Origin of the sequence: Rothia sp. HMSC065C12, from assembly GCF_001812085.1 — a bacterium.
GTDB classification, from domain to species: Bacteria; Actinomycetota; Actinomycetes; order Actinomycetales; family Micrococcaceae; genus Rothia; species Rothia mucilaginosa.
Genome location: NZ_KV807678.1, coordinates 254,790 through 279,539 on the forward strand (window position 1 = coordinate 254,790; position 24,750 = coordinate 279,539).

19 protein-coding genes are annotated in these 24,750 nt (G+C 61.1%); all 19 read right to left on the reverse strand.

What is annotated here, in order from left to right; translation table 11 throughout:
* Nucleotides 1-415 precede the first annotated feature (415 nt).
* The 19 genes from HMPREF2836_RS05310 to HMPREF2836_RS05395 all read right to left on the reverse strand — a co-directional run bounded on the left by HMPREF2836_RS05310 (nt 416) and on the right by HMPREF2836_RS05395 (nt 24,604).
* The gene (locus HMPREF2836_RS05310; protein ID WP_070629709.1) at nt 416-2,698 is read right to left on the reverse strand and encodes a WYL domain-containing transcriptional regulator; all 2,283 of its coding nucleotides are present in this window, start codon (nt 2,696-2,698) and stop codon (nt 416-418) included.
* A gap of 155 nt (nt 2,699-2,853) precedes the next feature.
* Nucleotides 2,854-3,249: an FKBP-type peptidyl-prolyl cis-trans isomerase gene (locus tag HMPREF2836_RS05315; RefSeq protein ID WP_005508667.1), complete on the reverse strand. Its 396-nt coding sequence runs from the start codon at nt 3,247-3,249 to the stop codon at nt 2,854-2,856.
* 114 nt (nt 3,250-3,363) lie between these two features.
* On the reverse strand, nt 3,364-4,419 hold the full coding sequence (locus HMPREF2836_RS05320) for an FKBP-type peptidyl-prolyl cis-trans isomerase (protein ID WP_070629710.1): 1,056 nt from the start codon (nt 4,417-4,419) through the stop codon (nt 3,364-3,366).
* Between the two features lie 204 nt (nt 4,420-4,623).
* A complete protein-coding gene (gene pafA, locus HMPREF2836_RS05325; RefSeq protein WP_070629713.1) occupies nt 4,624-6,096 on the reverse strand; it encodes a Pup--protein ligase in 1,473 nt (490 codons plus the stop codon).
* Nucleotides 6,097-6,125: 29 nt separating this feature from the next.
* A complete protein-coding gene (locus HMPREF2836_RS05330; RefSeq protein WP_005506016.1) occupies nt 6,126-6,320 on the reverse strand; it encodes a ubiquitin-like protein Pup in 195 nt (64 codons plus the stop codon).
* A 195-nt stretch (nt 6,321-6,515) separates the two neighbouring features.
* Nucleotides 6,516-8,327, reverse strand: a complete 1,812-nt coding sequence (gene dop, locus HMPREF2836_RS05335) for a depupylase/deamidase Dop (protein WP_070629715.1) — start codon at nt 8,325-8,327, stop codon at nt 6,516-6,518.
* A 117-nt stretch (nt 8,328-8,444) separates the two neighbouring features.
* Nucleotides 8,445-10,271 (reverse strand): proteasome ATPase, encoded by a 1,827-nt coding sequence (arc, locus tag HMPREF2836_RS05340; RefSeq protein WP_005508671.1) that lies wholly within the window; start codon nt 10,269-10,271, stop codon nt 8,445-8,447.
* Between the two features lie 144 nt (nt 10,272-10,415).
* Entirely contained in the window at nt 10,416-11,513 is a 1,098-nt protein-coding gene (locus tag HMPREF2836_RS05345) for a tRNA (adenine-N1)-methyltransferase (RefSeq protein ID WP_070629716.1), read from the reverse strand.
* 241 nt (nt 11,514-11,754) lie between these two features.
* Nucleotides 11,755-11,877, reverse strand: coding sequence for a hypothetical protein (locus HMPREF2836_RS09485; RefSeq protein ID WP_012903526.1), 123 nt, complete (start codon nt 11,875-11,877; stop codon nt 11,755-11,757).
* Nucleotide 11,878: 1 nt separating this feature from the next.
* Nucleotides 11,879-13,195: a cysteine--1-D-myo-inosityl 2-amino-2-deoxy-alpha-D-glucopyranoside ligase gene (mshC, locus tag HMPREF2836_RS05350; RefSeq protein WP_070629718.1), complete on the reverse strand. Its 1,317-nt coding sequence runs from the start codon at nt 13,193-13,195 to the stop codon at nt 11,879-11,881.
* A 158-nt stretch (nt 13,196-13,353) separates the two neighbouring features.
* Nucleotides 13,354-14,202, reverse strand: a complete 849-nt coding sequence (locus HMPREF2836_RS05355; protein ID WP_044145830.1) for an undecaprenyl-diphosphate phosphatase — start codon at nt 14,200-14,202, stop codon at nt 13,354-13,356.
* 244 nt (nt 14,203-14,446) lie between these two features.
* A complete protein-coding gene (locus tag HMPREF2836_RS05360) occupies nt 14,447-15,349 on the reverse strand; it encodes a hypothetical protein (protein WP_070629720.1) in 903 nt (300 codons plus the stop codon).
* A gap of 185 nt (nt 15,350-15,534) precedes the next feature.
* Nucleotides 15,535-17,283, reverse strand: coding sequence for a 2-isopropylmalate synthase (gene leuA / locus HMPREF2836_RS05365; RefSeq protein ID WP_070629723.1), 1,749 nt, complete (start codon nt 17,281-17,283; stop codon nt 15,535-15,537).
* Nucleotides 17,284-17,683: 400 nt separating this feature from the next.
* Nucleotides 17,684-19,069 carry an LCP family protein gene (locus HMPREF2836_RS05370; protein WP_371440854.1) on the reverse strand — a complete coding sequence of 462 codons (1,386 nt, stop codon included), beginning with the start codon at nt 19,067-19,069 and terminating at the stop codon, nt 17,684-17,686.
* A gap of 266 nt (nt 19,070-19,335) precedes the next feature.
* Nucleotides 19,336-20,493: a GTPase Era gene (locus HMPREF2836_RS05375; RefSeq protein WP_210394334.1), complete on the reverse strand. Its 1,158-nt coding sequence runs from the start codon at nt 20,491-20,493 to the stop codon at nt 19,336-19,338.
* A gap of 125 nt (nt 20,494-20,618) precedes the next feature.
* On the reverse strand, nt 20,619-22,079 hold the full coding sequence (locus tag HMPREF2836_RS05380) for a hemolysin family protein (protein ID WP_070629727.1): 1,461 nt from the start codon (nt 22,077-22,079) through the stop codon (nt 20,619-20,621).
* Nucleotides 22,080-22,088: 9 nt separating this feature from the next.
* Complete coding sequence (ybeY, locus tag HMPREF2836_RS05385) at nt 22,089-22,610, reverse strand: rRNA maturation RNase YbeY (protein WP_005505992.1); 522 nt, start codon at nt 22,608-22,610, stop codon at nt 22,089-22,091.
* Between the two features lie 3 nt (nt 22,611-22,613).
* Nucleotides 22,614-23,747 (reverse strand): PhoH family protein, encoded by a 1,134-nt coding sequence (locus HMPREF2836_RS05390; RefSeq protein ID WP_070629729.1) that lies wholly within the window; start codon nt 23,745-23,747, stop codon nt 22,614-22,616.
* A gap of 83 nt (nt 23,748-23,830) precedes the next feature.
* Entirely contained in the window at nt 23,831-24,604 is a 774-nt protein-coding gene (locus HMPREF2836_RS05395; RefSeq protein WP_070629731.1) for a 16S rRNA (uracil(1498)-N(3))-methyltransferase, read from the reverse strand.
* Nucleotides 24,605-24,750: the final 146 nt, after the last annotated feature.

Below are 24,750 nucleotides of genomic sequence, written 5' to 3' on the forward strand. Positions count from 1 at the left end.
GCAGGTCTCCGATGTTTTGAGGTTGGCCGAGTCGATCTCGTCGGGAGACCCGTCGCTTGATCCGCTCAGACCTGCGTGTCTGCTTACCTTGTTCGTAGTTATTGTATGCCTCGGTGATGGGTGTGAATACCCCGAGGGTGGTGTCTCGCGGGAGTTTTCGGCTTGCGTTCGCTTGCGCTGCGTCGAATTGTCCCTCGATTGACTCGACCCAGGTTACGGTTTCGTCAAGGAGTGTGAAACCGCGAGTGAGTGCTTTGTAGGTGAACCATGCCAAATAGAGGAGCGAGCAGATGATGAGCGCGCCCCATAGCAAAATCCAGAACCACCAAGACATGAGCACCATTATACAAGTTTTAGGTTAATGTTTTGGCGCCTTAGATGGGTTTTTAGGGTGTTTTTGCTTGTGGGTGAAGTTCTATTTTTCTGCGGGCACACCTGCGGGCACACCCCTGCGGCTACTCGCTTTGAGGGTTTGCAACTGGTCAAGCAACGCCGCGCGCAGGTGCGCGGGACCGACCAGTTCGAGGGCACCTCGGTGCGCGATGACGGTGTCGAGGATGTTCTTATCGCCAGCGCCGTGGGCGTTGTTGTAGTAGTGGATACGCACGTACTGGGTGCGTGAAGCCTTCTTCACGTGGTGGGTGCTTCGACGCATGTACGTTGCGGTGAGAGTATCGAGCGGTTCACCGCTGGGAATGTGCTCGGTCGGGTGAATCCGCAACTCAGCGAACGGGTTGGTCTGAGTACTGTGCTGCTGCGCGTGCCAATGCGGAACGGTGTCACCGGTGACCGGGTGGGTACGACCCGCGCCCGCCTCGTGAATGTGGTTGATGCGGGTGAGGCGGAAGTTACGCCAGAAAGTGGGGGTCTTCTCCCCTACCTCACTATCCGTCGCCGCGCTGTCGGCAGTCTCACTGTTTCCTGCCTCGCCGGTGGCTGCGTGAGCAAAAGCCTCGGGCACATACTCGGGCACTTCTTCACCGCGCGCGGCATAGTAGCGTTCCTCAGCGGTACGGCACCACGCATGCAGATACATGTGGTCGCGGTGCAATACCAACGCATACGGGTCCACCAGACGATCTGCGGCACGCTCAGAGGTACCGTACCCAATGGTCACGGCGTTGCCGCTACTCAAGGCGGCAGTCGCCTCCTGCAACAGAGGCTCCTCCGGGGCGAAGCACAGGTGCTGCGCATAGACGGGCGCGTTCGGGTACGCGGCGGCGAGAGCCGCACGGATACTGCCCAGACGCGCATCCGCTGGGTGCAGAATATCTGCAGCAGAGAGGGTAAAGACGAGAATGGCGAGTTCAGTGTCAGTAAGGCGCGCGTAGTTCAGCAGCGTGTTCGGGGTGGCACCGCCAAAGTCCGGCAGCAGGTTAATGTAGCTGGGCTTGAGGGCGTCCGGGTCCTTGGGGTCAGAATCGAAGGGAACGGTATCTACCTGCGCGAAAATCTCGGGGATGATAGTTTTGCCGAGGGCACGGTTCTTCTCTGTGTCCACGCTGTAGAGGGCGTTGAGCTGGTTCAACGGCATGGGCTCCTCACCGTGGGCGCTCGCCCAGCGGTCGGCACGGTGCAGACCCAGGAGCAGGTCCACAAGGTCGTCGAGGGAGTTGTTGCGGTTGCGCTGGTTGATATCTGCCCAGGTGCCGGGGTCTTCAACCGTGCCACTGTGCAGGTCGGTGAGGGTGCGCAGTAGCTGCTGCTGGGCGGCGTAACTGTCACGCTGGCGGGTAGATGCAGCCTCCGATTCCTCGGGCGGCTCGATCACGCAGCTGTAGCTGGTCGCCGCCACAGCGCTATCAATCGTGCCGTACGAGGGCACGGTGAAGGGCTCCGACAGCGTGGAATCGGCGCTGACCTCGGCAACGATCAGGCTCTCTTCATAGCCCTCAATGCCCTCAAGCCAGTTCTTGGCGTTAAACGTCGCGTTGATGGGGGTCGAATCGATACGCGAGAGCATCGTGAGCTTCTGAATACGGCTGGCACGGAACGTGTACTCCTTACGCGCCGCGCTCTCAGTGTAGTAGCCGACAAAATACCAGGTACCGTAACGGTACCCAATACCGGCAACACTGACCTTCTCCTGCACGCGGGTCGCACCGGCAGCCGTCTGATAGGTGAACGTGACCGTCTTACGCTCCGCATAGGCGGTGAACAGCTCATTCAGGTGCGGGTTATCGCTAAAGTAAATGCGCTGAAGAGGCTCGCGGTAGGTGTGCAGGTTCTTCGCGCGCTGACGCTTGCCGGTCTTCGGGTCCAGGATCTTCGCGGCGGCAAGCGCCTCATCGGTGAGGTTCTCGCTGGTCAGCGCAATCTTACGCAGGATGCGGTAGGCGTCATCCTGCAATTCGGTGCCTTCCCAGCCGCGCAGGATGGTGTTGATGAGGCGGAACTCCTCAGCGGTGGGGTTCCATGCGGGCAGCTTAGCGGCGTTGCTGGTTTCGAGGCGGTAGCGCTCCCCCAGGTCCGTGGTCACGTGGGTGATGCGCGCGCCGGCATCACGCAGGGTCTGCTTGGCTCGTTCAAAGGCGCGTTCCTGGGCCTCGCTGAGGGAGCCGTTAGCGCGCGTGCTAATGCCGAGCAGGGTCAGTAGCTCGTTGCGGCTGATGCCCTGGGTTCGGGTTGCGGTATCGGGTGCCTCGGCGGCGGTGGCGAGGCGGTGAAGAGTCATGTAAAGCTGAGCTGCGGTGGACATAATTCCATCATACCGTGTGTGTTCCGCGGCACTTACTCAGCGTACGGGTACGCAAAAGCCCGGCGCCCCTCCCACAATCGGGAGAAAGCACCGGGCTACGCGTCTCTGCGCGTCTTACGTGAGAAGCGCGAAAAACGCGAGAACCTGGCTAGTCCTTAGCGGACGTCCAGCAGGTCCACCACGAAAATCAGGGACTCGCCGGGCTTAATGACCGAACCAGCGCCGCGGTCACCATACGCCATGTCGGCGGGAATCTCCAGGCGACGACGGCCGCCGACCTTCATGCCGAGCAGACCCTCATCCCAGCCGCGGATAACCTGGCCAACGCCCACCTGGAACGGCAGCGGCTCGCCGCGGTTCCAAGAAGCGTCAAACTCTTCACCGGTGGAGAATGCAACACCAACGTAGTGGGTGAGCACGCGGGAGCCGGGAACAACCTCAGCGCCTGCGCCCTCGATCAGGTCGGTAATGACCAGCTCGGTGGGGGCGTCGCCTTCGGGGAAATCGATTTCGGGCTTTTCGCGGTCGAGGTTACGCTGACCGAAAGACATGGGTGTCTCCTTTGATTGGTTCGACATACATCGAAATAGTGGGTGCGCCCGCCGCCTAAGCCGTATAGGCGGCGAGCGCTGTATAAAACACTATATAAAAATGTGGGCGCCGGGCTACTGTGCGGTAGCCGAAGCAGACGCTGCCGGGGTCGCAGAAGCGTCTGCGGTTGCCGAAGCGGACGCCTCCGCAGCAGCTGCGCTAGAAGCCGCCTGGGCACGCTGCAGGGTCTGCGGGTTCTCCTCCGCACCCAGAATATCAACCACGAACACGAGGGAGCCGGAAGGCTTGGAACCGCCGGTGTCGTTACCGTACGCCAGGTCCGCCGGGATGACCAGCTCAACACGAGAGCCGACCTTCTTGCCCTTCAGACCCTGAGTCCAGCCATTGATAACGCCCTGCAGGGAGATACCCATCGGGGTGGCGGCGTCATAGTTGCCGTCGACGACCTTACCGTCGGAGTACTGCACGCCAATGTAACGCACGTACACGGTATCGGTTTCCTTGACCTCGGCGCCCTCGCCCTCAATGAGGGTCTTAGCGGTCAGCTCGGTGACCTCCGGCTTGTTATCGGGCAGCTTGATTTCAGCCTTGCCGGTGGACTCATCCAGAGTGAAGGACGGCAGCGACGGGTCAGCCTCAACAGCCTTACCGGTTGCGTACTTGGGCAGCTTCGTCTTCACGGTGTACACCTCAACGTTGGTTGCGGCGCCGGGCGAAGCGGTCGTGGTGGTCACACCCGCAGTGCTGCGCTGCTGCAGAACGTTGGTGGTGTACGAGAAAGAACCGCCAACCTTAATCTTCTTCAGGGTTTCGTACACCTGCGGTGCAGCCTGCTTCAGCTGATCGTTAATCGGCAGCAGAATCGGCTCGCTGGAGTAAGTGGAACCGTTAAGCTTGCCGTCGGTGCCGTTGAACACGGCAGCCTCAACGAGCACGTAGTCACCATCATTGATGGAGTCGCCGTTGCCTTCCTCAATCACGTACGCGGAGGGGCTAGAAGCGGCGAAGGGAGTCGCGAAGGACGCCTCAGGCTCAGCAGTCGCGTTCTTCAGGGTGTACTGCACCTTGGACAAATCGCCATTGCTGGACTGCGCGCCACATGCGGACAGTGCAAGCGCGAGAGCAGCCGCGCTGGCACCGAAAATAGTGAGCTTAGAGCGTTTGGTCATAGTGTTATCCTCTGGGGTTTTCTGTGCGAGTGGGGCGTGTGAGTGCCCGTGTGCCACAGAACAGTTTACAGGTATAGGTTTAGCTGTTTTATGCTACGGCACGTAGCTGTGTTCAGGCTGTGTCGCGGCCGGGGTGTTCCCGAAGGCCCACAACCCCGACCGCCGGCGGGTTTCCCCTCATCAGAGAGTTTTAGCGGGTGCTATTTAGCAGGGCGGCGGGAATGCCGCCTCCTGATGCTGACGTGCCTTGCCTTCCAGCAGGGTCAGCACTTCCTTCAAGCCTTCACTGTCAGTTGCGAACGGGTCTTTACATACCAGCGTGTGCTGCGGGTAGGCGTTGAGCTTCAAGTGCACCCAATCCACGGTGAACTGCTCCCCTGCCGCAACCGCCGCATTAATGAAACGCGAACGCTGCAGAGCGCGAGTGTTCGGCGGCTGAGTCTTCGCCGCCTCCGCAGCACCCTCAGGCAGGATGCGCTTGACCGCACCGCGACGAACCAGCGCATGGAAGACACTACGCTCCGGGTCGATGTCGTGGTACGCCAAATCCAGCTGACGGATGCGGGCGCTCGCATAATCGGCAGGCTGACCAGCCGCGCGGGCGCGGGCAATATACGCATCCAGAAGCTTCTTCTTAATAGCCCAGTCAATCTCCGTGTCAATGCCACTGTAGTCGCCGGATTCGATAGCGTCCAGGGTGCGCTGCCACAGGTCCAGGGCGTATTCCACGTGGTGGTGGTGCGCGCCGTACTGCTGCACGTACTGGCGTGCCGCATCTAGGTAGTGACGCTGAACGCTCAACGCCGTGTAGTGCTTACCGTCCGTGGTTTCGAAGGTCGCGGTGCCGGTCAGATCGTGGCTGATAGCGCGCAGAGCCGCCGGAACAGACACAATATCCAGGCTCGTCACCGGGAAACGGTCCTCCAGCATGCGCAGCACCAGGTCGGTGCTGGCAATCTTCAGCAGGGTCGTCGGCTCCGCCATGTTCGAATCGCCATTAATGACGTGCATGCGGCGGAACTTCGACGCGTCCGCGTGCGGCTCGTCGCGGGTGTTAATGAGCGGGCGAGCGCGCGAGGTCGAGGTGGATGCCGCCTCCCAAATATGGTCGGCACGCTGCGAGAACGAATACGACGGAACACCCGTGCTGGACGCCGGGTCGGTCGAACCGGGCACCGGACCGCCATTCGGGTGGGTCTTACCGGCACCAACCAGAATCTGGCGAGTCACCAGGAACGGCACGAGCTGGGCAATCAGGTCGTTGAACTGCAGTTTGCGGCTGATCAGGTAGTTCTCGTGGCTGCCGTAGGAGTTGCCCGCCGAATCCACGTTGTTCTTGAACAGGTACAGTTCACCGTCGAGGGGGCGGCCCTCCGAACCTGCGAGCAGGCGCTTGCGGGCGGTACGCGCCAGATCAGCGAACAGCAGCTCACCGGCGCGTTCCTGCGCGAGTAGTTCGTCAATGCTGCAGCATTCGGCGGAGGCGTACTCGGGGTGCGAACCCACATCAAGGTAGAGCCTACCGCCGTTAGGCAGGAAGACGTTCGTTGAACGCCACTGATCCAGGACGGGCTTGAAAAGGGCGGCGGCGGACTCTTCGATGCTCAGCCGACCGAGCCCGTGCGGGACGTAGCTGAGTCCGAATTCGCTTTCAATGCCGAAAATACGGTGTTCCATGATGCTGACCCGGCGCGCAGGTGCGCCGGTTACTCGCCGCCCTTCTGGACGAAGCCGGTGACGAAGTCTTCAGCGTTCTCAGCGAGCAGGCCGTCAATTTCGTCGAGCAGGTCGTCGACCTCGCTCACGTCAGAGACAACGTGGGAGGCGGCGAGGGTCAGTTCCTGCTCCTGCTCGGCTGCGGTGGTTTCGGTCTGCTGTGCGCTGATGCGTTCGCGGCTCATGGTTCTCTCCTCAAGGGGTTTTCGGTTGTGGACAAATAAGTTTTTAGTGGGGTCGGGTGCGGGGTGTAAGGGTTTTGGTACCCGGATTCTCCTGCACCCTAACTGTGGGTTATGTGGTTTTTACTCTTCCGAATGGGGGTATTCACCCCGGGGAAGAATATGAGTTTATGTGGGTTTAGGGGTGGTGAGGTGCCACTAGCGCAGGCGGTTCAGCAGCTCATCCGAATGGTTCACCTCATCCAGCAGCGGCTCCACCTGGGCGGCACCGTACCGGGTCGGCTCCATCATCGTAAAACGAGTCAGATCCTTCGAATACCTGCCACGGCAGGACACCGTATCCCAGTTGATACCCAGAATCTCCTCCGGCCAACGCGCCATCAACGTGCCACGCAAAAACGCGCGCGTCTCACGCGGCGGCTCAGTCGTCGCACGCTCAATCTGCTCCGCAGAGAACAGCGTGCGCATGCGGCCACGCGACACCAGACGGTGATACAGGCTCTTCGACGGGTCAATATCAGCGTACTGCAAATCCAAAGCCTTCAACTTCGGATTCGCATAATCTACGCCCTGAGCGACATAACCGCGCACCAGCGCATACTTCGCCACCCAGTCCAGACAATCCGCCAGCGAGAGCGGGTTGGTTTCCAGGGCGTCCAGAACCTCGCCCCACAGGTCAAGAATCTGCGCGGTCGCAGCATCCACACCCGCCGGGTTCGACTCCTCGTGCGCACGGGATGCCTCATAGTAGGCGCGCTGAATCTGCAGGGCACTCGCCGAACCACTCGTGGACACCGGGTTCGGCAGGGTCGCCGAAGACGGCGCCAACGGCAACTGAACCGACAGCGACAAATCGTGGCTGACCGCATGCATCGCCGCCACCGGATCGGACAGGCGCACACCCGGCAGCACCGGAGCCTGCTCGCTATGCGACTCAATCAGGTTCATCACCAGCGCCGCCGTACCGAACTTCAACAGGTTTGAATAGTGCGACATGTTCGCATCCGCCGGAATCACGTGCAGACGGCGGTACTTCGACTCATCCGCATGCGGCTCATCGCGCGTGTTCACAATCGGGCGGCGAATCGTGGTCTCCAGACCAATCGTGCGCTCAAAGAAATCGGCACGCGAACTAATCTGGAAGCCAGGAACCTCACCGTGCGTACCAATACCCACACGGCCCGCACCCGTGAAAATCGCGCGGGTCGCAAAGAACGGCAGGAGCGCATCCGCAACCTGCTCGAACGGAACCTCGCGGCTAATCAGGTAGTTCTCGTGGGCGCCGTAGGACTGACCCTTCGAGTCGGTGTTGTTCTTGTACAGCTTCACCTGCGGCAAATCCTGCCCGTGGTTACCCAGCTCCACCAGCGACTCATACGCCAGCGCGTCACCGGCAGCGTCATAGAGCACCGCATCGGCGGGGGTCAGAACCTCCGGCGAGGAATACTCCGGATGCGCATGATCCACATACAGGCGCGCACCATTGGGCAGAATCGCGTTCATGGTCACGCGGTCCCAGTCCAGGCGCTCCGGGAAACCCCCGCGGCCGTGTACGCCGGCGAGCGCATCCAGGGCGCTACGCGGCTCGGCGGGCTCACCCGGTGCCTGCACGCCCGCCTCACGCATAATCTCCAGGGCGATATCTTCGCTGGTCAGCTCGGTGCGGGTGTGCGTCATCTGGCTCGAGTGGGCGGTGGAGGCGTCCTGAACCTGACCGAACGCATCACGCAGCGGCGATTCGGACTCACCCAGCCACTGACCCTCGGGGGTGGCGGTCGAGTAGTTCTCTGCCTGGCGTGCCTGCTCGGCGGTCAGCTCATCCGCCAGGGCGCGGCGCTGCAACTCCTCACGGAAGGCGGCGCCGCGGCGGAAGGCGAGCTTGGCGTAGGTGTTGACCACCAGTGCGGACAGCACGGTCGGGTTGGTGCCCGGCGCGGAGGGGGCGATGACGCCGTACTCGGTTTCTGCACCCATAATGCGGTGCACGCCGTAGCTGGGTGTGGAGTTCATGGGGTTCTCCTGAAAAAATCTATACCATCTAAAGGCTTTGGACCTGCGGTAATGCTGGGGTTGATGCGGGATAAGCGCGGGGTGTGGGCTGAGCGCACAGCTGAGTGGGCGCGCGGTTTAGCGCGGCGGCTCCACCGACACCAGACGGCCACGCACACCGGCAACGGTGAGCGCATCCTCAATATCGGGCAGCGGCGGCAAGTCCACCTGATCCTCAAACTCGGCGCGTACCGCCTCCAGCAGGTGGCGGGTACCAATACCAACGCTCGAGGCGTCCGCACCGGCGGTCAGCGCCTGCAGCTGCTCCTTAATCGCGGCCTTCTTCGCGCGGTCCACAATATTGCGAATCACCGCGCCCGACGCGAAATCGCCGCGGTACAGCGTGTGAGTGGACAGGTTCGCGCTCGCACCAGAACCAACGACCATGGAAGAATCCACGGTCGCCACAGCGTACGCCGTGGAGGGGGTGCGCGCGTACAGCTGACCTGCCGCCGCCGCAATCATCGCGGTCAGGGCGGCGCGGGTCGAACCGGCGGCAGCCACCTCCGCCGCGTCCAGGGGCAGGTCCTCGGTCAGGTACAGGCCGAAAATCTCAGCCGCACCGGCGGCGTCCGGGCGGTTAATGCGGATTTTCAGGTCGAGTCGGCCCGGGCGCATCACGGCGGCATCAATCAGGTCTTCACGGTTGGTCGCGCCAATAACGATGACGTTCTGCAGCGACTCCACACCGTCAATTTCAGCAAGCAGCTGCGGCACGATGGTCGTCTCAATATCGGAGGAACGACCCGAACCGCGCATACGGAACAGCGACTCCATCTCGTCAAAGAACACGACGACCGGGTGGCCTGCCTCCGCCTTCTCGCGTGCGGCAACGAAAATATCGCGGATCTGACGCTCCGTCTCACCGACGAACTTATCCAGCAGCTCGGGGCCCTTAATGTTCAAGAAGTAGCCGCGAGTAGCCGAACCCGGGTTCAGCGCAGCCGCACGAGCCGCCAGGGAGTTCGCCACAGCCTTAGCAATCATGGTCTTACCGTTACCGGGAGGACCGTACAGCAGAATGCCCTTGGGCGGTGCCAGGTGGTAGCGCTCAAAAATCTCGGGGTGCAGGTACGGCAGCTCCACCGCGTCGCGAATCTGCTCAATCTGCGCGCCCAGGCCACCAATCTGCTCGTAGGTGACGTCCGGAATCTCTTCCAGAACCAGCTCCTGCGAACGGGAAGCGGGAACCTGCGAGGTCAGCATGCGGGTGCGCGTGTCAAGGGTGACCGCGTCACCGGTGCGCAGCTGCTCAATGTCGAGGGAACCAGCCACACGCGCCACCTGCTGAGCACCCGAGGACGTATCAACCAGCACGCGCTGCTCATCCAGCACCTCACGCACGGTCACCACGTCACCGAAGGGTTCGGTGTCCAGGGCGAGCACCGCCTCGGTCTTGTCGTTGAGCAGCACGGTCATGCCGGGGGTCAGCGTGGACAGGTCAATGAGCGGGGACACGGGAATACGCATCATGCGGCCGCTCACCTGCACGTCCAGGTAGGTGTCAATCTCGGCGGGAGTCTTATCGTCGGCAACCTGCTCGTAGGTCATGGTCTGACCTTCATGCACCGCCAGCACAATCGCCGAATTCAGCGGCGGCATAACGTTCTGCGAGAGGGACGCGCGCAGACGCTCCACCTGGTAGCGCATGCTGGTGATCGCCTCAACGAGCTTGCGGTTCTTCTCCCCCGCACCACGAATCTGTCGGCTCATATTGTCGCGGGTTGCCTCCGCCGCGGAGAGTCGACGCAGCACGGCGTCATACTCCTGCGCGCTGACGGGCTGACTGCCGGGCAGGGAGGTCGACCCGAAAGCAGCCGAGTAGTGCGGTGCCGCGCTGGCTGCACTGTGAGCGGTGCCGTACTGGGGGGTTCCTGCCTGATCTGCAGATTCGTGGGTGGACACGGTAGCTCCTTTAGCTGTTCGTCCTAATCGGCGGCTACTCGGTGCGGGTACTGGGTGGGTATCGGGCAAGGCGAGTAGCCTGGTGAGTGCACTGCGGGGGCTCCAGGCAACGCCCGTGCCCCCGCAGGTCAAAGGTGGTTCAAATTATTCGGCGGATTCAGTCGCCTCAGCTGCTGCGCCGTTGTTCTGCTCAGACTCCATGGCGTTCTGCACGGTACCGTTTTGTTCCAGCGCAATCTCGTTCGCGCGTGCGGCGTGAGCGGCAAGGTTCTTCGCATCGCGGGCTGCGCGGCGAATCTTCTTATCGGTCACCTCACGCTCACCCACGTTCATGGGGATCCACGCGTTCATATCCTCTTCAGAGAAGTCAGTCTTGGACGCGCGACGCTTCGGTGCCAGGCGTACCGCACCGTCAGCGAGGCGACGAGCCACGACCAGGAACGCGGTGTGTGCAACCATGCGGTGGTCGGGGCGGACCGCCAGGCCCTCCACGTGCCAGCCACGCACAATGGTTTCGTCACATTCGGGTTCGGTGAAGCGGCCGTCCAGGCGCATGCCCTCAACCAGGCGGGACATCTGGGTCACGGTCGCAACATAGCAGATGAGCACGCCGCCGGGTGCGAGCGCCTCCGCCACAGCGTCCAGGCATTCCCAGGGTGCGAGCATGTCGAGTACGACGCGGTCGACGCTGCCGGGCTCTTCAACCTGCGGCAGGGTGTCCTGCAGGTCGCCGATGCTCAGCTTCCACGCCGGGTGGGGGCCGCCGAACATGGTTTCAATGTTGCCGCGGGCGACGTCTGCGAACTCTTCACGACGTTCGAAGGAGTGCACGCAACCGTAGTCGCCGACTGCACGCAGCAGCGCGATGGACAGTGCGCCGGAGCCTACGCCGGCTTCGACGACGCGTGCGCCGGGGAAGATGTCTGCCTTGACGATGATCTGGGCGGCGTCCTTGGGGTAGACAACGGCCGCGCCGCGCGGCATGGAGAGCACGAAGTCTTTGTAGAGGGGGCGCAGCGCCTGGTAGAGGATGCCGTGAGTGTTGGGGATGACGGTGCCTTCGGGTGCGCCGATGAGGTCGTCGTGCTTGAGGAAGCCCTTGTGGGAGTGGTATTCGCCGCCTTCGGCGAGGGTGATGGTGGTGATGCGGCCGCGTTCGTCAGTGATTTGGACGCGCTCGCCGGGGCGGAAGGGGCCGCGGCGGTTGATTGCGCCGGTGGGGGTGTGGGTGCCGCTGCTCACGGGGTGATTCTCCTCGGGTTTGGGTCAGTCTGTGCTGTTCGCGCTTTGCGGCGAACTGTGGACGGAAAAAGTCCTTTTCTATTTTAGCGGAGTCTGCAAATCGGCTGTGGCGCATTACCCCGCGGGCGTGATAACCGGTCATCCGGTTCTATAACCGGTTAAACACATAAGGGGTGGGTGACCCTGGAGTTATTCCAGGATCACCCACCCCCTTGTTGGGCTTATATTGCTCTCAGAAGCCCTACGCTTCCTTCTGCGCCTCGTACGTGCGAACCTCAGCTAACATCTCTGCGGCGAGCGCATCGACCGCCTCACGGTCGTACGGGCGAAGAGCATACAGCTCCTCAATGACAGACGCAGCCATCTTAGAGGACCACGCCCAGGCGTGCCGCCAGGATGTCACGCACCAGCGCGCCACCGCCGACGGTAGTGTCCGCCAGAGCCTTCACAGCCCACGCATCCACAGCCGCCAACGCCGCCGGAGCGTTCAGGTCCTCACCGAGCGCCTCACGCACAGCGGCCAGCAGCTCAACAGCCGCCTCATCGGTGACACCTTCGGAACCCTCACGGCCCTCAGCCACCGACACCGCATGACGGTACGTATCCAGGCGAGCCTTCGCGTGCTCCAGCAGCTCATCAGTCCAGAACCAATCCGAACGGTAATGCTGACCCATAATCGCCAGACGCACCGCGTTCGCATCCTCACCAGCCGCACGCAGACGCGAAACCAGCACCAGGTTGCCGCGGGACTTGCTCATCTTGTGGCCGTCCAAACCGACCATGCCGGTGTGCGCGTAATGCTTAGCGTGCGGGCGTGCAGACACAGCCCACGAATGGCCCGCACCCAAATCGTGGTGCGGGAACGTCAAGTCGTTACCGCCAGCCTGAACGGTCAGCGAACCATCCACAAAACGGCGGGCAATCATCGTGCACTCGATGTGCCAGCCGGGGCGGCCCGCGCCCAGCTCGCCGGCATCCCAGCTCGGCTCGCCCTCACGCTCAACACGCCACAGCAGCGGATCCAGTGCGTCACGCTTACCGGCACGGTTCGGGTCGCCGCCGCGCTCAGCGAAAATCTCCAGCATCTCATCACGGCTCAAGTGGCAGACCTCGCCCGGTGCCCACGAGTAGCCCTCGGCATTCGCGGGCAGCTCACGCACAGCCTTCAGATCCAGGTACACGTCACCGTCAGGATGCACCACACCCTGCTCGTCCGTGAAACCGGGCACGCGGTACGCCAGACCGCGGCGCAGCAAATCCTCAATCAGCGGGAACAGCCACTCAATGGACTCCACCACACCCACATAGTGCGCCGGCGGAATCACGTTCAGCGCCTTCATATCGGTGCGGAACAGCTCCGTCTGATCCTCAGCCAGCTCACGCCAATCAACGTTCGTCGCGGTCGCACGCTCCAGCAGCGGGTCATCCACATCGGTCACGTTCTGAACGTACGTTACCGGCACGCCCGCATCCAGCCAGGCGCGGTGCAGCAAGTCAAAAGCAACATAGGTGGAGGCGTGACCCATATGCGTCGCGTCGTACGGGGTGATACCGCAAACGTACAGGCTCGCCGCCTTATCCTCCTGAACCTGAACAATCTCACCGGCAGAAGTATCAAAAATACGCGGCAACGCAGCCTGACCGGGCAGAGTCACAGAGGCGGGGGCATCCCAAGCTCGCATGGGTTTCCTTTCCGTAAAAACGCCCACAACCGGTGGACGCGCCACACCCGCCGCCCAACCTCAAGGCATGCGGGTGCCAAAAAATCTACTCCAATAAGAATACCCGCCCGTGAGAAACTCACGGACGGGTATGTCATATCACGCTGAGGGCTAAAGCCTTAGAACGCCGAAGAAGTAGCGTTCAGAACGCCAGTGCCCAGACCAACGAAAATCAGGATACCGAGCGCAATGCGGTACCAGATGAAAATGCCGTACGACTTCGACGACACGTACTTCAGGAACCAGCCAATCATCAGGTAACCCACCACAAACGCAACCAGAGTAGCCACGATAGTCGAGGGGATACCGTAGTAGCCGGTGGCCTCCTCGCCGGTGACCACCTTGAAGGTCTTGTACAGACCGGACATGAACACGGCGGGCATCGCCAAAAGGAACGAGTAACGCGCCGCAGCCTCACGGGTGTAACCCATGAACAGACCCGCAGTAATCGTACCGCCCGAACGGGAAACACCCGGGATCAGTGCCAGCGCCTGTGCGCAACCGTACAGCAGGCCGTGACGGAAAGTCAGGTCCTTCAGCTCACGCTGCTCGCGGCCGAAACGGTCTGCAAGGCCCAGGAACACAGCAAACACAATCAGCATAGTCGCCACAATCCACAGGCTACGGAACTGCGTGTCGATGTAGTCTTCCAACAGCAGACCCAGAACACCGATAGGCAGAGAGCCAATAATAATCAGCCAACCCATGCGGGCATCCGGGTCATTGCGCGGTACACGACCGGTAAGAGCGCCAAACCATGCCTTCACAATGCGCACAATATCGCGCCAGAAAAAAATCAAGACCGCGGTCTCAGTACCCAGCTGGGTGATTGCGGTAAACGCGGCGCCCGGGTCAGCCTTCTCCGGCAGAATCTGGCCAACAATGTTCAGATGCGCCGATGACGAAATCGGCAGAAATTCGGTCAGGCCCTGAACAAAGCCCAAAATAATTGCTTGAATCCATTCCACGCATTCAAGGATACAGGAGGCTCACCCGCCCGGGGCGGTTCGCCGAAGGTGATGTGGAACCTCCGCAAACCGCCCCGTCCACACTGTGAAACGCTCAGGGTGCCGGTTCGGGCGGTACACTGCGGTGCATCCGGGGCTTATCCACGGTTCATCTATGGTTCGAGGAGGCCGCGCAAACACCTCAAATGCGCGCTCTCCGGCGCGTCGAAGGTGCGTCAGCGGCGCGTTCTCCGGCGCAAGCGTACTAGCCGCACGACCAGTCGAAAACACCAGTCTCAAAATCAAAAACAGCGCTACCGAACCCAAAATTCAGCACATCAAACTCATCGAACTCAATATAACGAGCCGTTAGACCCTCCGGCAGAGCCTGCGCATAAAAATGAGTGCCACCCAGGTGAGTACCCACCGCAATTAGCGGCTTCGCCCACTCAAACCACGCCGAATCCTCAGCGTCCCAATCGAAAGGACTCAGATAACCAGTCTGCGGGTCCACATTCTCAAACACATCACTGGGGACCTTGCCGGCATTCGGGTCATCCGTCGGAACCCACCCCACAAGAGCAGGCTTACGCTCCAGCGGCTGCTGACGATCCGCCAAAGCCCAGGCGCTGAAGCTCTCCTCCTCACCACGATGCTCACCGGGCCGGCGCACATCCTGCGGCGGCTCCGTACGGGACGAGAACTCCTCCTCACTCAGGTACAGCACCGCAAACTCAGCATCCAAAATATCGCGCAACAACAACTGATACGGATGCACCCGCGCCTGCGCATACTGCACCTCAAACGGGTCATCACTAGCAGCATTAGCAACACCCTCAGTCGCCTCATCCTCAGCGAACTGGCCATCACCGGCGAAGAAAGAGAACGCCACCACGCCCGGATACTTCTGCGCATCCGGCAGGTACTCCCCCGGCAACCTCACCGTAAAAATATGCTGCATCGGCAAACCAGTAAACGTACTGCGCGGCCACTGATCCTGCTCAATACCGGGACCAGTCGAACCCACCCAGCCCGCCTCCCACACCTCGGTGGAACCTGCAGACAGAGCAGTATCATCACCACCGCGCAACTCATAATTCCAGGCACGGACAGAAGAATCAGTGCCCGCCGCATCAACGGGGCTAAACACCATCGCGTAGCTTTTCATGAGAGTTCCTCCCTGCAGACTATTCGCCCCACAGCACGCCGATGCACACAACACCTGCGCACATTAAACGCGTAAAGGCGGGATACATACTCCCAGTATGCATCCCGCCCCCACATCATGCACGGCTAACGGTCACCCGCCAGCAGTCACCCGCAAACCTTGCACAAAGCATGTACGGCTATCGCCTACGCCTGACGCTCATCACGCAGCGCACGGTTCACGGCTGAAATCATCGCCTTCAACGCCGCACGAGTCGTCGAGTTGTCCACACCGATACCCCACAGCACGCGAGAACCAACAGCAGCCTCAACGTAGCAGGCAGCGTTAGCAGTCGACGAAGACGACATGGTGTGCTCCGAGTAATCCATCACGCGAATATCCACGCCCTCGCCCGACAGGATGTTCTGCAGAGCATCCACCGGACCGGTACCCGAAGCAGAACGAGTGTACGTGTGACCATCAATGTTCAGACCAACACGCAGAGTAGTCGCACCGGTATCAGCCGAATCAATGTTAATCGACTCAATACGGTACTTACCCCAACGCTTCTCCGTGTCGGTTGCGGGCAGGTACTCATCCGCGAAGATGTTCCACAGCTTCTGGCTGGTCATCTCGCCGCCCTCAGCGTCAGTACGAGCCTGAACAATCTTCGAGAACTCAACCTGAGCACGACGCGGCAGATCCAGACCGTGATCCTGCTTCAGCAAGTACGCCATGCCGCCCTTACCGGACTGCGAGTTCACACGAATAATCGCCTCGTAGGTACGACCCAGGTCGCGAGGATCAATCGGCAGGTACGGAACCTCCCAGTAAACCTCATCCACGGTCTTACCCGCCTCAGCAGCAGTACGCTCCAGAGCCTCAAAGCCCTTCTTAATAGCGTCCTGGTGAGAACCAGAGAACGCGGTGAACACCAGATCGCCACCATACGGCGAACGCTCGTGCACCTTCAGCTGGTTGCAGTACTCAACAGTCTTACGGATACCGTCAATATCAGAGAAATCAATCTGCGGATCCACACCCTGGGTGTACATGTTCAGGCCCAACGTCACCAGGTCAACGTTACCGGTGCGCTCGCCATTACCGAAGAGGCAACCCTCAATACGGTCAGCACCCGCCAGGTAACCCAGCTCAGCAGCAGCCACACCGGTACCGCGGTCATTGTGCGGGTGCAGCGACAGCACAATGTGCTCGCGGTGGTTCAGGTTGCGGTGCATCCACTCGACAGAGTCGGCGTACACGTTCGGGGTAGCCATCTCAACGGTAGCGGGCAGGTTCACAATCAGCTCGCGGCCGTTCTGACCAATCTCCAGCTCCTCAGCCACAGCGTTCACCACGCGAGCCGCGTACTCAAGCTCGGTGCCGGTGAAAGACTCGGGCGAGTACTCGTAGATAACCTTAGTGTCAGAAATCATCTGCTCTTCGTACTTGCGGCACAGGCGCGCACCCTGCAGGGCGATATCCAGCACGCCCTCCTGATCCTGGTTAAACACCACGCGACGCTGCAGAACGGAGGTCGAGTTGTAGAAGTGCACAATCGCCTGCGGTGCGCCCTCAATCGCCTCAAAAGTGCGGGCAATCAGATGCTCACGCGCCTGCACCAGAACCTGAATGGTCACATCCGAAGGAATGTGGCCGTCCTCAACGAGAGTGCGCACAAAATCAAAGTCAGTCTGCGACGCCGAGGGGAAACCAACCTCAATTTCCTTGTAACCCATCTTCACCAGCAGCTTGAACATTGCAAGCTTACGGTCGGTGTCCATGGGGTCAATCAGCGCCTGGTTGCCGTCACGCAGATCCACTGCGCACCAGCGCGGAGCCTTCTCAATGACCTTATCCGGCCAGGTGCGGTCCGGCAGGTCAACAACAATCTGCTCGTGGAAAGGGCGGTACTTGTGTACCGGCATGGGGCTGGGCTTCTGGTGGTTTTTCATGATGAATTCCTGTGGGTTGGTCCGTCTCGCTCTACCCCAATTGTGGGGCTCGTACCGTGCCGGGTATCGGTCCCCGGCAGCCGTGTTCAAGGCGGTGCATCAGAAAGGATGCAAAGGTGAGATGCCGCGTCAAAAAGCCGGAACGGTTGCGGCAGATTCTAGCGTGCCCCGTTCCGGCGAATAAGCAGCAGGTTCACTGCCTGGCGGGTAACCCCGCGCATGCTCTCACCGTGAATAGTCATACCTCCACGCTATCACAGCGCTCGGAGGCGGCGGCAGGGCATCCGGGAAGCCGTCCATCATCTGGAAAGAATTAACGGTAAAGGGGCGCAGCCACCATTTCTGGCGCTACGCCCCTTCACTCAAAATTCATGTATCTGCGCTATGCCCTAGCTAGAACCTAGTAGGCGAAAGCAGTCTGGCACTTGTTCTGATCAGCAGTCTGACCGGTCGCGTTACCCGCAATCGCAGCCTCCTGCTTCTCCATCGCCTCACCGGACGGGAAGTCAGTACCGATAGTCACCGACACGCCCTGAACCTCTTCGGTCGCCACCACGCGGGTCACGTTCAGCTTCGCGGCGATTTCCTTCGCCTCCGCCTCGTAACCGGTCGAGTAGAACACCGTGGTGAAGTTCGTCGGGTTAGCCGAAGTACCCGGAGTAACATTCGTGTAGCCCAGGCCCTCAATCACCGAGGCGATCGTAGCCGAACGGCCATCCAGACCGGTCGCGTTGTACACGCTCACCGGAACCGTACGATCCAGCTGAACCGGAGCGGCAGAAGTAGCCGGCGCCTCCGGAGCCTTCTCCTCCTTCAGCGACTTATCGTCACGCAGACGCTGGAACACGTTCGCAGCATCCGCAGAAACCTGCAGACGGTTCTCATCCTGGCTCCACGGCTCAGTCGGCACCGTCGCAAACACAACGTTCGACAGGTCCACGCCACCAAGAGCCGCACCAACACCCACCAGAGTGCTGATATTACCCAGGTTCTTATCCACCGTCACGTTCTGAGTAATCGCCTCAGCAATGTTAATCAGACGGCCCGGATTCGACAGAGTACCCTCGCTCTTCACCTTACGCAGCAGCGAAGACAAGAAGCCCTGCTGAGCCTGAATACGACCAATATCGGAACCATCCGAGAAGCCGTGGCGGCTACGCAAGAACGCAAGAGCCTGCTCACCCTCAACAGTAGAAGTACCCGCAGGAAGCTTCAGGCCACTGTACTCGTCATCAATCGGAGCGTCCACACACACCTGAACGCCGCCAACAACCTTCGACAGCTCCTTCACAGCGTTAAAGTCCACCAACATGAAGTGGTCAATATTCACACCGGTCAGCTTGCTAATGGTTGCCACAGTACAACCGGGGCCACCGCGAGACAGAGACTCGTTAATCTGAACGTTCTCCTCAGCCGGGTACACGGTGCCGCTCTCAGGATCAGTACACTGCGGCACATCAACCATCAGGTCACGCGGGAACGACAGCACGCTCACGTTCTTACGGTCCTTGCTGATCTGCAGCAGCATCATCACGTCCGCGCGAGCCTCAGAATTGCGGTCATCCTCATCGCCGTACGCGCCGTTATTGCCCTTACGGGTGTCGGAGCCAATCACGAGAATGTCCAAGGCGCCGTTCTCCAGGCCGTTCTTGTAATTGCTGATGTTCAGCTCCTGAGTATGCAGATTATTGCGCATACGCAGAGCCAACACGCCACCAAAGCCAACAACAATGACGAGCATGCAAGCAGTAAGCAGAGCAATCCACTTATTGCGGTTTGAAGTCATCACCGTCGTGCGCATATGACGACCGGTGCTTCGTAAACGAGGTGCCTGGGGCATACCTTTTCTCTTTCTGCCGGTGAGCAAGTGCTTTCTCAGAGTAACACTCTTCCCTATGAGCGCCGAATGAGAGTGAAAAGTTTCACCCGGAGGCATGCACATATTTCTGCAAGCCACCGGGTGAAAACTAAGGATGCGCGACCGCCCCAAGGGCAACCTCTCGGGGCTGCCTCGCAGGGCAAAATCTCAGGGCGATGCGCTCAGGAAAGCTACTAGAATCCCAGGCGGTTCAACGCACGCGCGTCAGACTGCCACTCCTTCGCAACCTTCACATGAATATTCAAATAAACGCGGGTACCGAGCAGCGCCTCAATCTGCTCACGAGCCTTCGTACCAATCCTGCGCAGGTTCGAGCCGCCCTTACCGATAATGATGTACTTCTGCGACTCGCGCTCCACATACAGGTTCACGTGCACATCCAGCAGCGGGTTATCCTCCGGGCGGCCCTCACGGAACTCCATCTCCTCAACCGTCACAGCAATCGAGTGGGGCAGCTCCTCACGCGCACCCTCCAGGGCCGCCTCACGCACCAGCTCCGCGATGAGGGTTGCCTCCGGCTCATCGGTCAGCTCACCATCCGGGTACAGCGGCGGCGACAGCGGAGTGTACTGCGCCAGCAGGTCAGCAACCGCATCCACCTGGAAATGCTTCACAGCAGACACCGGGATAATCGCAGCCCAGCCGCCCTTACCGTCAACCGGCATCGGCTCAGCGACCTCACCGGCACGGCGCTTAGCCGCAGGGCCCGAACCCTTCGCGAAAGGCACAGCATCATTCTTGCCGCCCTTACCCTTGGGGCCCTTACCTTTCTGCTTCGCACGATGCGCGGCGCGCTTAGCACGAGCCGCACGCTCAGCGCTCATGACTTCCTCGCCGAGCGCCTCAACAGCCAGCAGCTGCTCACGCAGCTCGTCGGAGTTCACGGTATCGGCCTTGGTCACAATAGCAACCACCGGCTTATTGCTCGACGCCACCAGCTGCGACGCAATGTAACGGTCACCCGGACCGATCTTCTCATTCGCCGGAATGCAGAAGCCCAGCACATCCACCTGCGAAAGAGTGCTCGCCACCAGGTCGTTCAGACGCTCACCCAGCAGAGTGCGGGGGCGGTGAATACCCGGGGTGTCCACCAGAATCAGCTGGTACTCGTCCTTGTGCACAATACCGCGGATCGTGTGGCGGGTCGTCTGCGGACGGTTCGAGGTGATAGCCACCTTCTGACCGACCATAGCGTTCGTCAGAGTAGACTTACCCGCATTCGGGCGGCCCACCAGCGACGCGAAGCCCGAACGGAAATTCTCCGGGTAGGTCGGTAGCGGGGTGCTCAAGTCCAGAGTGCTCAAATCGAGCGGGGTGTACTCCTGGTCCATTGTGTTTCTCCTTATCAAACCCCGTGCGGGGTGTATGGGGTGCCAGCCTCATCTGCCTGCGCCTTCCGGGGTGGGGCGGCCGACTCAAAGTGTGTTAGGGAAAATGCGGCGTCTATGTTCGATATCTAGCGGTTGCCGTGCTTGTCGGTGGCAGGTTCAGCCTCTGCAGCATCTCCCGGAAGATCCGGATGCGCGTGCGGCTCAGCCACAGCGGGCGGATTGGTATCCACGCTGAGGATGTCAGCAACCTCAGACTTCGGGGAATTAGACGCCGGGGAACCTTCAGCACCCTGCTGCTCATCACGAGGCGGCTCATACCACGCCTGCAACATATCCACCTGGTGGCGGCGACCCGACGAACCAATCGCACGAATATGAATGCCGTCAATCTCAATCTCAGAACCGATAATCGGCACCATGCCCAGATGCTTAGCGAGCAGACCGCCCACCGTATCAACATCTTCATCGTCGAGCTCACGACCGAAAATCTCGCCCAGCTCATCAATACCCAGACGAGCCGACAGGCGGAACGTACCGTCATCATTCAGTGTGTAATCGGGGCTCTCACGGTCGTACTCATCAGAAATGTCACCGACCAGCTCCTCGATCAAATCCTCAAGAGTAATCAGACCGGCGGTGCCGCCGTACTCGTCAACAATAATCGCCACGTGCGTGGACTCGCGCTGCATCTCACGCAGCAAATCCATGGCGCGCTTCGACTCGGGCTCAAAACGAGCCGGGCGCATCAGCTCAACCACGGTCGGCAGGGCGGTACCCTCGGGAGCCTCACCGTGCAGGATGAAGGCGCGCATCGCGTCCTTCAGGTAAAGCACGCCCAGAATCTCATCGCTCGAATCACCAATCACCGGCATACGCGAATAACCCGAACGCAGGAACAGGCTCAGCGCCTCACGCAGAGGGGTGTCACGGCTGGCGGTGAGCATGTCGGTACGCGGAACCATGAGCGAACGGATGCGGGTATCGTCCATCTCAAAGACGGACTGCACCATCTGCGCCTCGTCGTCCTCGATGGTTTCAGCGTCGGAGGCGCGGTCCAGGAACTCGCGTAGCTCCTCCTCATCGAACACACCCACCGGGGCCTCAGCCGAACGTTCCGGCGCCAGGCGCACACTGAGCTTATCGAGCAGACCGGTCGCCGGGCTCAGCAGAACCGACAGGTAGTGCACCGGGCGAGCCAGCACACGAATCGACGCGACCGGGCGGTTGCGCCCCGCGGAGCGCGCCAGCACGTGTAGCACCGGGTAGCCGACGAAGGCAACCAGCACGAGGGTCAACACGACGGCGAGCGCGTGCACCTCGACCAGGTTCAGTAGGCAGGTCATGGTGGCGAGCACCGCGGCGGCTGCGGCAATGAGGCGGGTCAGGCGAAGCGGGTGCGTGTACGCCTCGGAATCACCGTCGAGGGTGCGCTGTAGGACGCGCGCGCCGAGGGTGTCCGGGTGTGCCTCTACCGCTTCCTCAGCCTCGTTGTGCGGCAGGTAGGTGAATGCGGTTTCGGCGATTGCCGCAACCACGGTCAGGCAGAGCGCGAGAACGGCGAGGAGGGCTGTGAATAGAATGTCCACGCCGCTCCCCTAGTGTCGGGTTTCGACCGGTGCCGGGCGGCCCAGGAACTCTTCGAGGATGGAGCGCTGAATGCCGAACATTTCAGCTTCCTCTTCGGCGGTGCCGTGGTCGTAGCCGAGGCAGTGCAGAATGCCGTGGGTGGTGAGCAGGCACAGCTCGTCGAGGGTGCTGTGACCTGCATCTGCGCCCTGACGTGCGGCAACGGGCGGGCAGAGGATGATGTCGCCGAGCATGCCGCTGGAGGGGTTTTCGGGGGTTCCCGGTTCCAGCTCATCCATGGGGAAGCTCATCACGTCGGTTGCACCGGGCAGGTCCATCCATTCGATGTGCACGCGTTCCATTTCGTCTTCGTTCACAATGGCGATGGACAGGTAGGTGTCATCGGCAAGGTGCATGCGCTTGAAGGCGTGCTCGACGAGGCGGGTGAGCACCTCGGTGTCTACCGCTTCGAAAGATTCGCGGATGAAGGCGTCGGTTGCCGGGTCGGCACCGGTTGCGGGTTCTTCACAGTCGAATTCGATCTCTGCCACCGTTTAGCGTCCTTCCGGGGTGGTCTGTGCGTTGTTTGCTTCGGTGTTCTTCTCAGCGTTCTTCTCGGAGCCGCCGTTAATGCCGGCGCGGTCCAGCAGCTTCTCGGCTGCGGCCTCGATGGTGGCGCGCTTGACCTTGCGGTTGCGCTTGCGTTCCATTGCCTTCTGGTCTTCGCCCCACTGGTCGTAGGCGGACACAATGTTCGACACCAGGGTGTGGCGAACCACGTCGGAGGATTCCAGGATGCTGAAGTGAATATCCTCCACGCCCTGCAGAATATTGCGCACCTGCTTCAGACCGGAGGCCGCGCCACCGGGCAGGTCAATCTGGGTGATGTCACCGGTAATGACCATCTTCGAGCCGAAGCCCAGGCGGGTCAGGAACATCTTCATCTGCTCGGCGGTGGTGTTCTGCGCCTCGTCAAGGATGATGAATGCGTCGTTGAGGGTGCGGCCGCGCATGTACGCCAGCGGTGCGACCTCGATGGTGCCCGCCTCCATGAGCTTGGGGATGGTTTCGGGCTCGAGCATGTCGTGCAGTGCATCGTAGAGCGGGCGCAGGTACGGGTCAATCTTCTCGTTGAGGGTGCCGGGCAGGAAGCCCAGACGCTCGCCAGCCTCCACGGCGGGGCGGGTGAGGATAATGCGGTTCACTTCGTGGGTCTGCAGCGCCTGCACTGCCTTCGCCATGGCGAGGTAGGTCTTACCGGTACCCGCCGGGCCGATGCCGAAGATGACGGTGTTCGCGTCGATAGCGTCCACGTACTTCTTCTGGTTAATGGTCTTGGGGCGGATCGTGGTGCCGCGGGTGGAGAGGATGCTGGTGGACAGCGAGTGCGCCGGGTTGCTCAGTTCGTCACCGAGCATGCCCATGAGGCGGTGAATGACCTGCACGGTAATCTGCGTGTCGTGGCTGGAGAGCACGCGCAGCTCGTTCAGCAGCTTAGCGGCGGTGTTGACGGCCTCGGAGGGGCCGGTGATGAGCACGTCCAGGTCCTTGGGACGCAGGCTAATCTGCTCGAAGTAGTCCTCGATAATTGCCAGGTGCGCGTCCTGCGGGCCGAGCACGGCAATCATTTCTGCGGCGCTCTTGAAGGATACGGTGCGTGCGGTCGAGAGAGGTCGGGAGGTAGTCATATGGGCTCCTTGGCTAGTGATGTATTTACAAGTATAGATGGGTGTGATGCGCCACGCCCTGGTGGATTCCTGTCAGCGGCGCTCTACCAGCGGCCCAGCACCACGTTCAGGGTGCACATGGCAGCAGAACCGGCGGTGGAGGAACGCAGCACCTCGTCACCGAGTAGTGCCAGCTGCGCGCCGGCGTCGGTGAAGAGCTGCACTTCGCGGTCGCTGATGCCGCCTTCGGGGCCGACGAGCAGGTAGATTTCTTCGGGCAGGTTCTCTGCCTCGACAAGCTTGCGTGCCAGGGCGCTGAGGCGTTCGGTCGCCTGCTCATGCAGGATGAACACGGCGGCAGACTGCTCGGAGCCTGCAACTTCTTCGATGAGTTCCACCAGGTCGGCGGTGTTGTACAGGTCGTACACTTCGGGAATGAGTGCGCGGCGCGACTGCTTCGCCGCGGCGGTGACGGTGTTCTGCCACTTGGTGTGTGCCTTGGAGGCGCGCTCCCCCTTCCAGCGCACGATGGAGCGGTCCGCGCTCCACGGAAGCACACCGTACACGCCCAGCTCGGTCGCGGTTTCGATGGCGAGCAGGTCGCGGCCGTCCTTCGCGAGCGCCTGCACCAGGTAGATGGAGGGCACGCTGCGTTCCTCGCGCAGCTCCTGCACCTGCACGCTCACGCCGTCCGCATTGATGGAGGCGACCGTACCGAGTGCGCGGCGGCCGGTGCCGTCACCCAGGTCGATGCGTTCGCCGAGCTCAAGGCGCTTGACGAGGGCGTGCTTGCCTTCGGAGCCGCCGAGCGCGCAGGTGGCGCCGGGGGTGAGTGCGTCGTATTCTTCCGTGCTGATGTAGAAGATGGGGGCGCTCATGGTTCTCCTTGAGGGTGCGGTTTGAAAGCGTGGGTAGTGTGCGGGTGGCGTGTGAAATAGGTGCGCAGCTTAGCGCGGGCGCGTACAGCGCAGTGCTGACAGGAATGCGGCGGGTGCGGGACTCAACCCGCACCCGCCGCATCCTC

Bases quoted from the DNA above. Each gene is read 5' to 3' on its own strand.
- HMPREF2836_RS05310 (WP_070629709.1), bottom strand. From the start codon at position 2,698: ATGTCCACCGCAGCTCAGCTTTACATGACTCTTCACCGCCTCGCCACC.
- HMPREF2836_RS05315 (WP_005508667.1), bottom strand. From the start codon at position 3,249: ATGTCTTTCGGTCAGCGTAACCTCGACCGCGAAAAGCCCGAAATCGAT.
- HMPREF2836_RS05320 (WP_070629710.1), bottom strand. From the start codon at position 4,419: ATGACCAAACGCTCTAAGCTCACTATTTTCGGTGCCAGCGCGGCTGCT.
- pafA (WP_070629713.1), bottom strand. From the start codon at position 6,096: ATGGAACACCGTATTTTCGGCATTGAAAGCGAATTCGGACTCAGCTAC.
- HMPREF2836_RS05330 (WP_005506016.1), bottom strand. From the start codon at position 6,320: ATGAGCCGCGAACGCATCAGCGCACAGCAGACCGAAACCACCGCAGCC.
- dop (WP_070629715.1), bottom strand. From the start codon at position 8,327: ATGAACTCCACACCCAGCTACGGCGTGCACCGCATTATGGGTGCAGAA.
- HMPREF2836_RS09485 (WP_012903526.1), bottom strand. From the start codon at position 11,877: ATGGCTGCGTCTGTCATTGAGGAGCTGTATGCTCTTCGCCCGTACGAC.
- mshC (WP_070629718.1), bottom strand. From the start codon at position 13,195: ATGCGAGCTTGGGATGCCCCCGCCTCTGTGACTCTGCCCGGTCAGGCT.
- HMPREF2836_RS05360 (WP_070629720.1), bottom strand. From the start codon at position 15,349: ATGAAAAGCTACGCGATGGTGTTTAGCCCCGTTGATGCGGCGGGCACT.
- leuA (WP_070629723.1), bottom strand. From the start codon at position 17,283: ATGAAAAACCACCAGAAGCCCAGCCCCATGCCGGTACACAAGTACCGC.
- HMPREF2836_RS05370 (WP_371440854.1), bottom strand. From the start codon at position 19,069: ATGACTTCAAACCGCAATAAGTGGATTGCTCTGCTTACTGCTTGCATG.
- HMPREF2836_RS05375 (WP_210394334.1), bottom strand. From the start codon at position 20,493: ATGGACCAGGAGTACACCCCGCTCGATTTGAGCACTCTGGACTTGAGC.
- HMPREF2836_RS05390 (WP_070629729.1), bottom strand. From the start codon at position 23,747: ATGACTACCTCCCGACCTCTCTCGACCGCACGCACCGTATCCTTCAAG.
- HMPREF2836_RS05395 (WP_070629731.1), bottom strand. From the start codon at position 24,604: ATGAGCGCCCCCATCTTCTACATCAGCACGGAAGAATACGACGCACTC.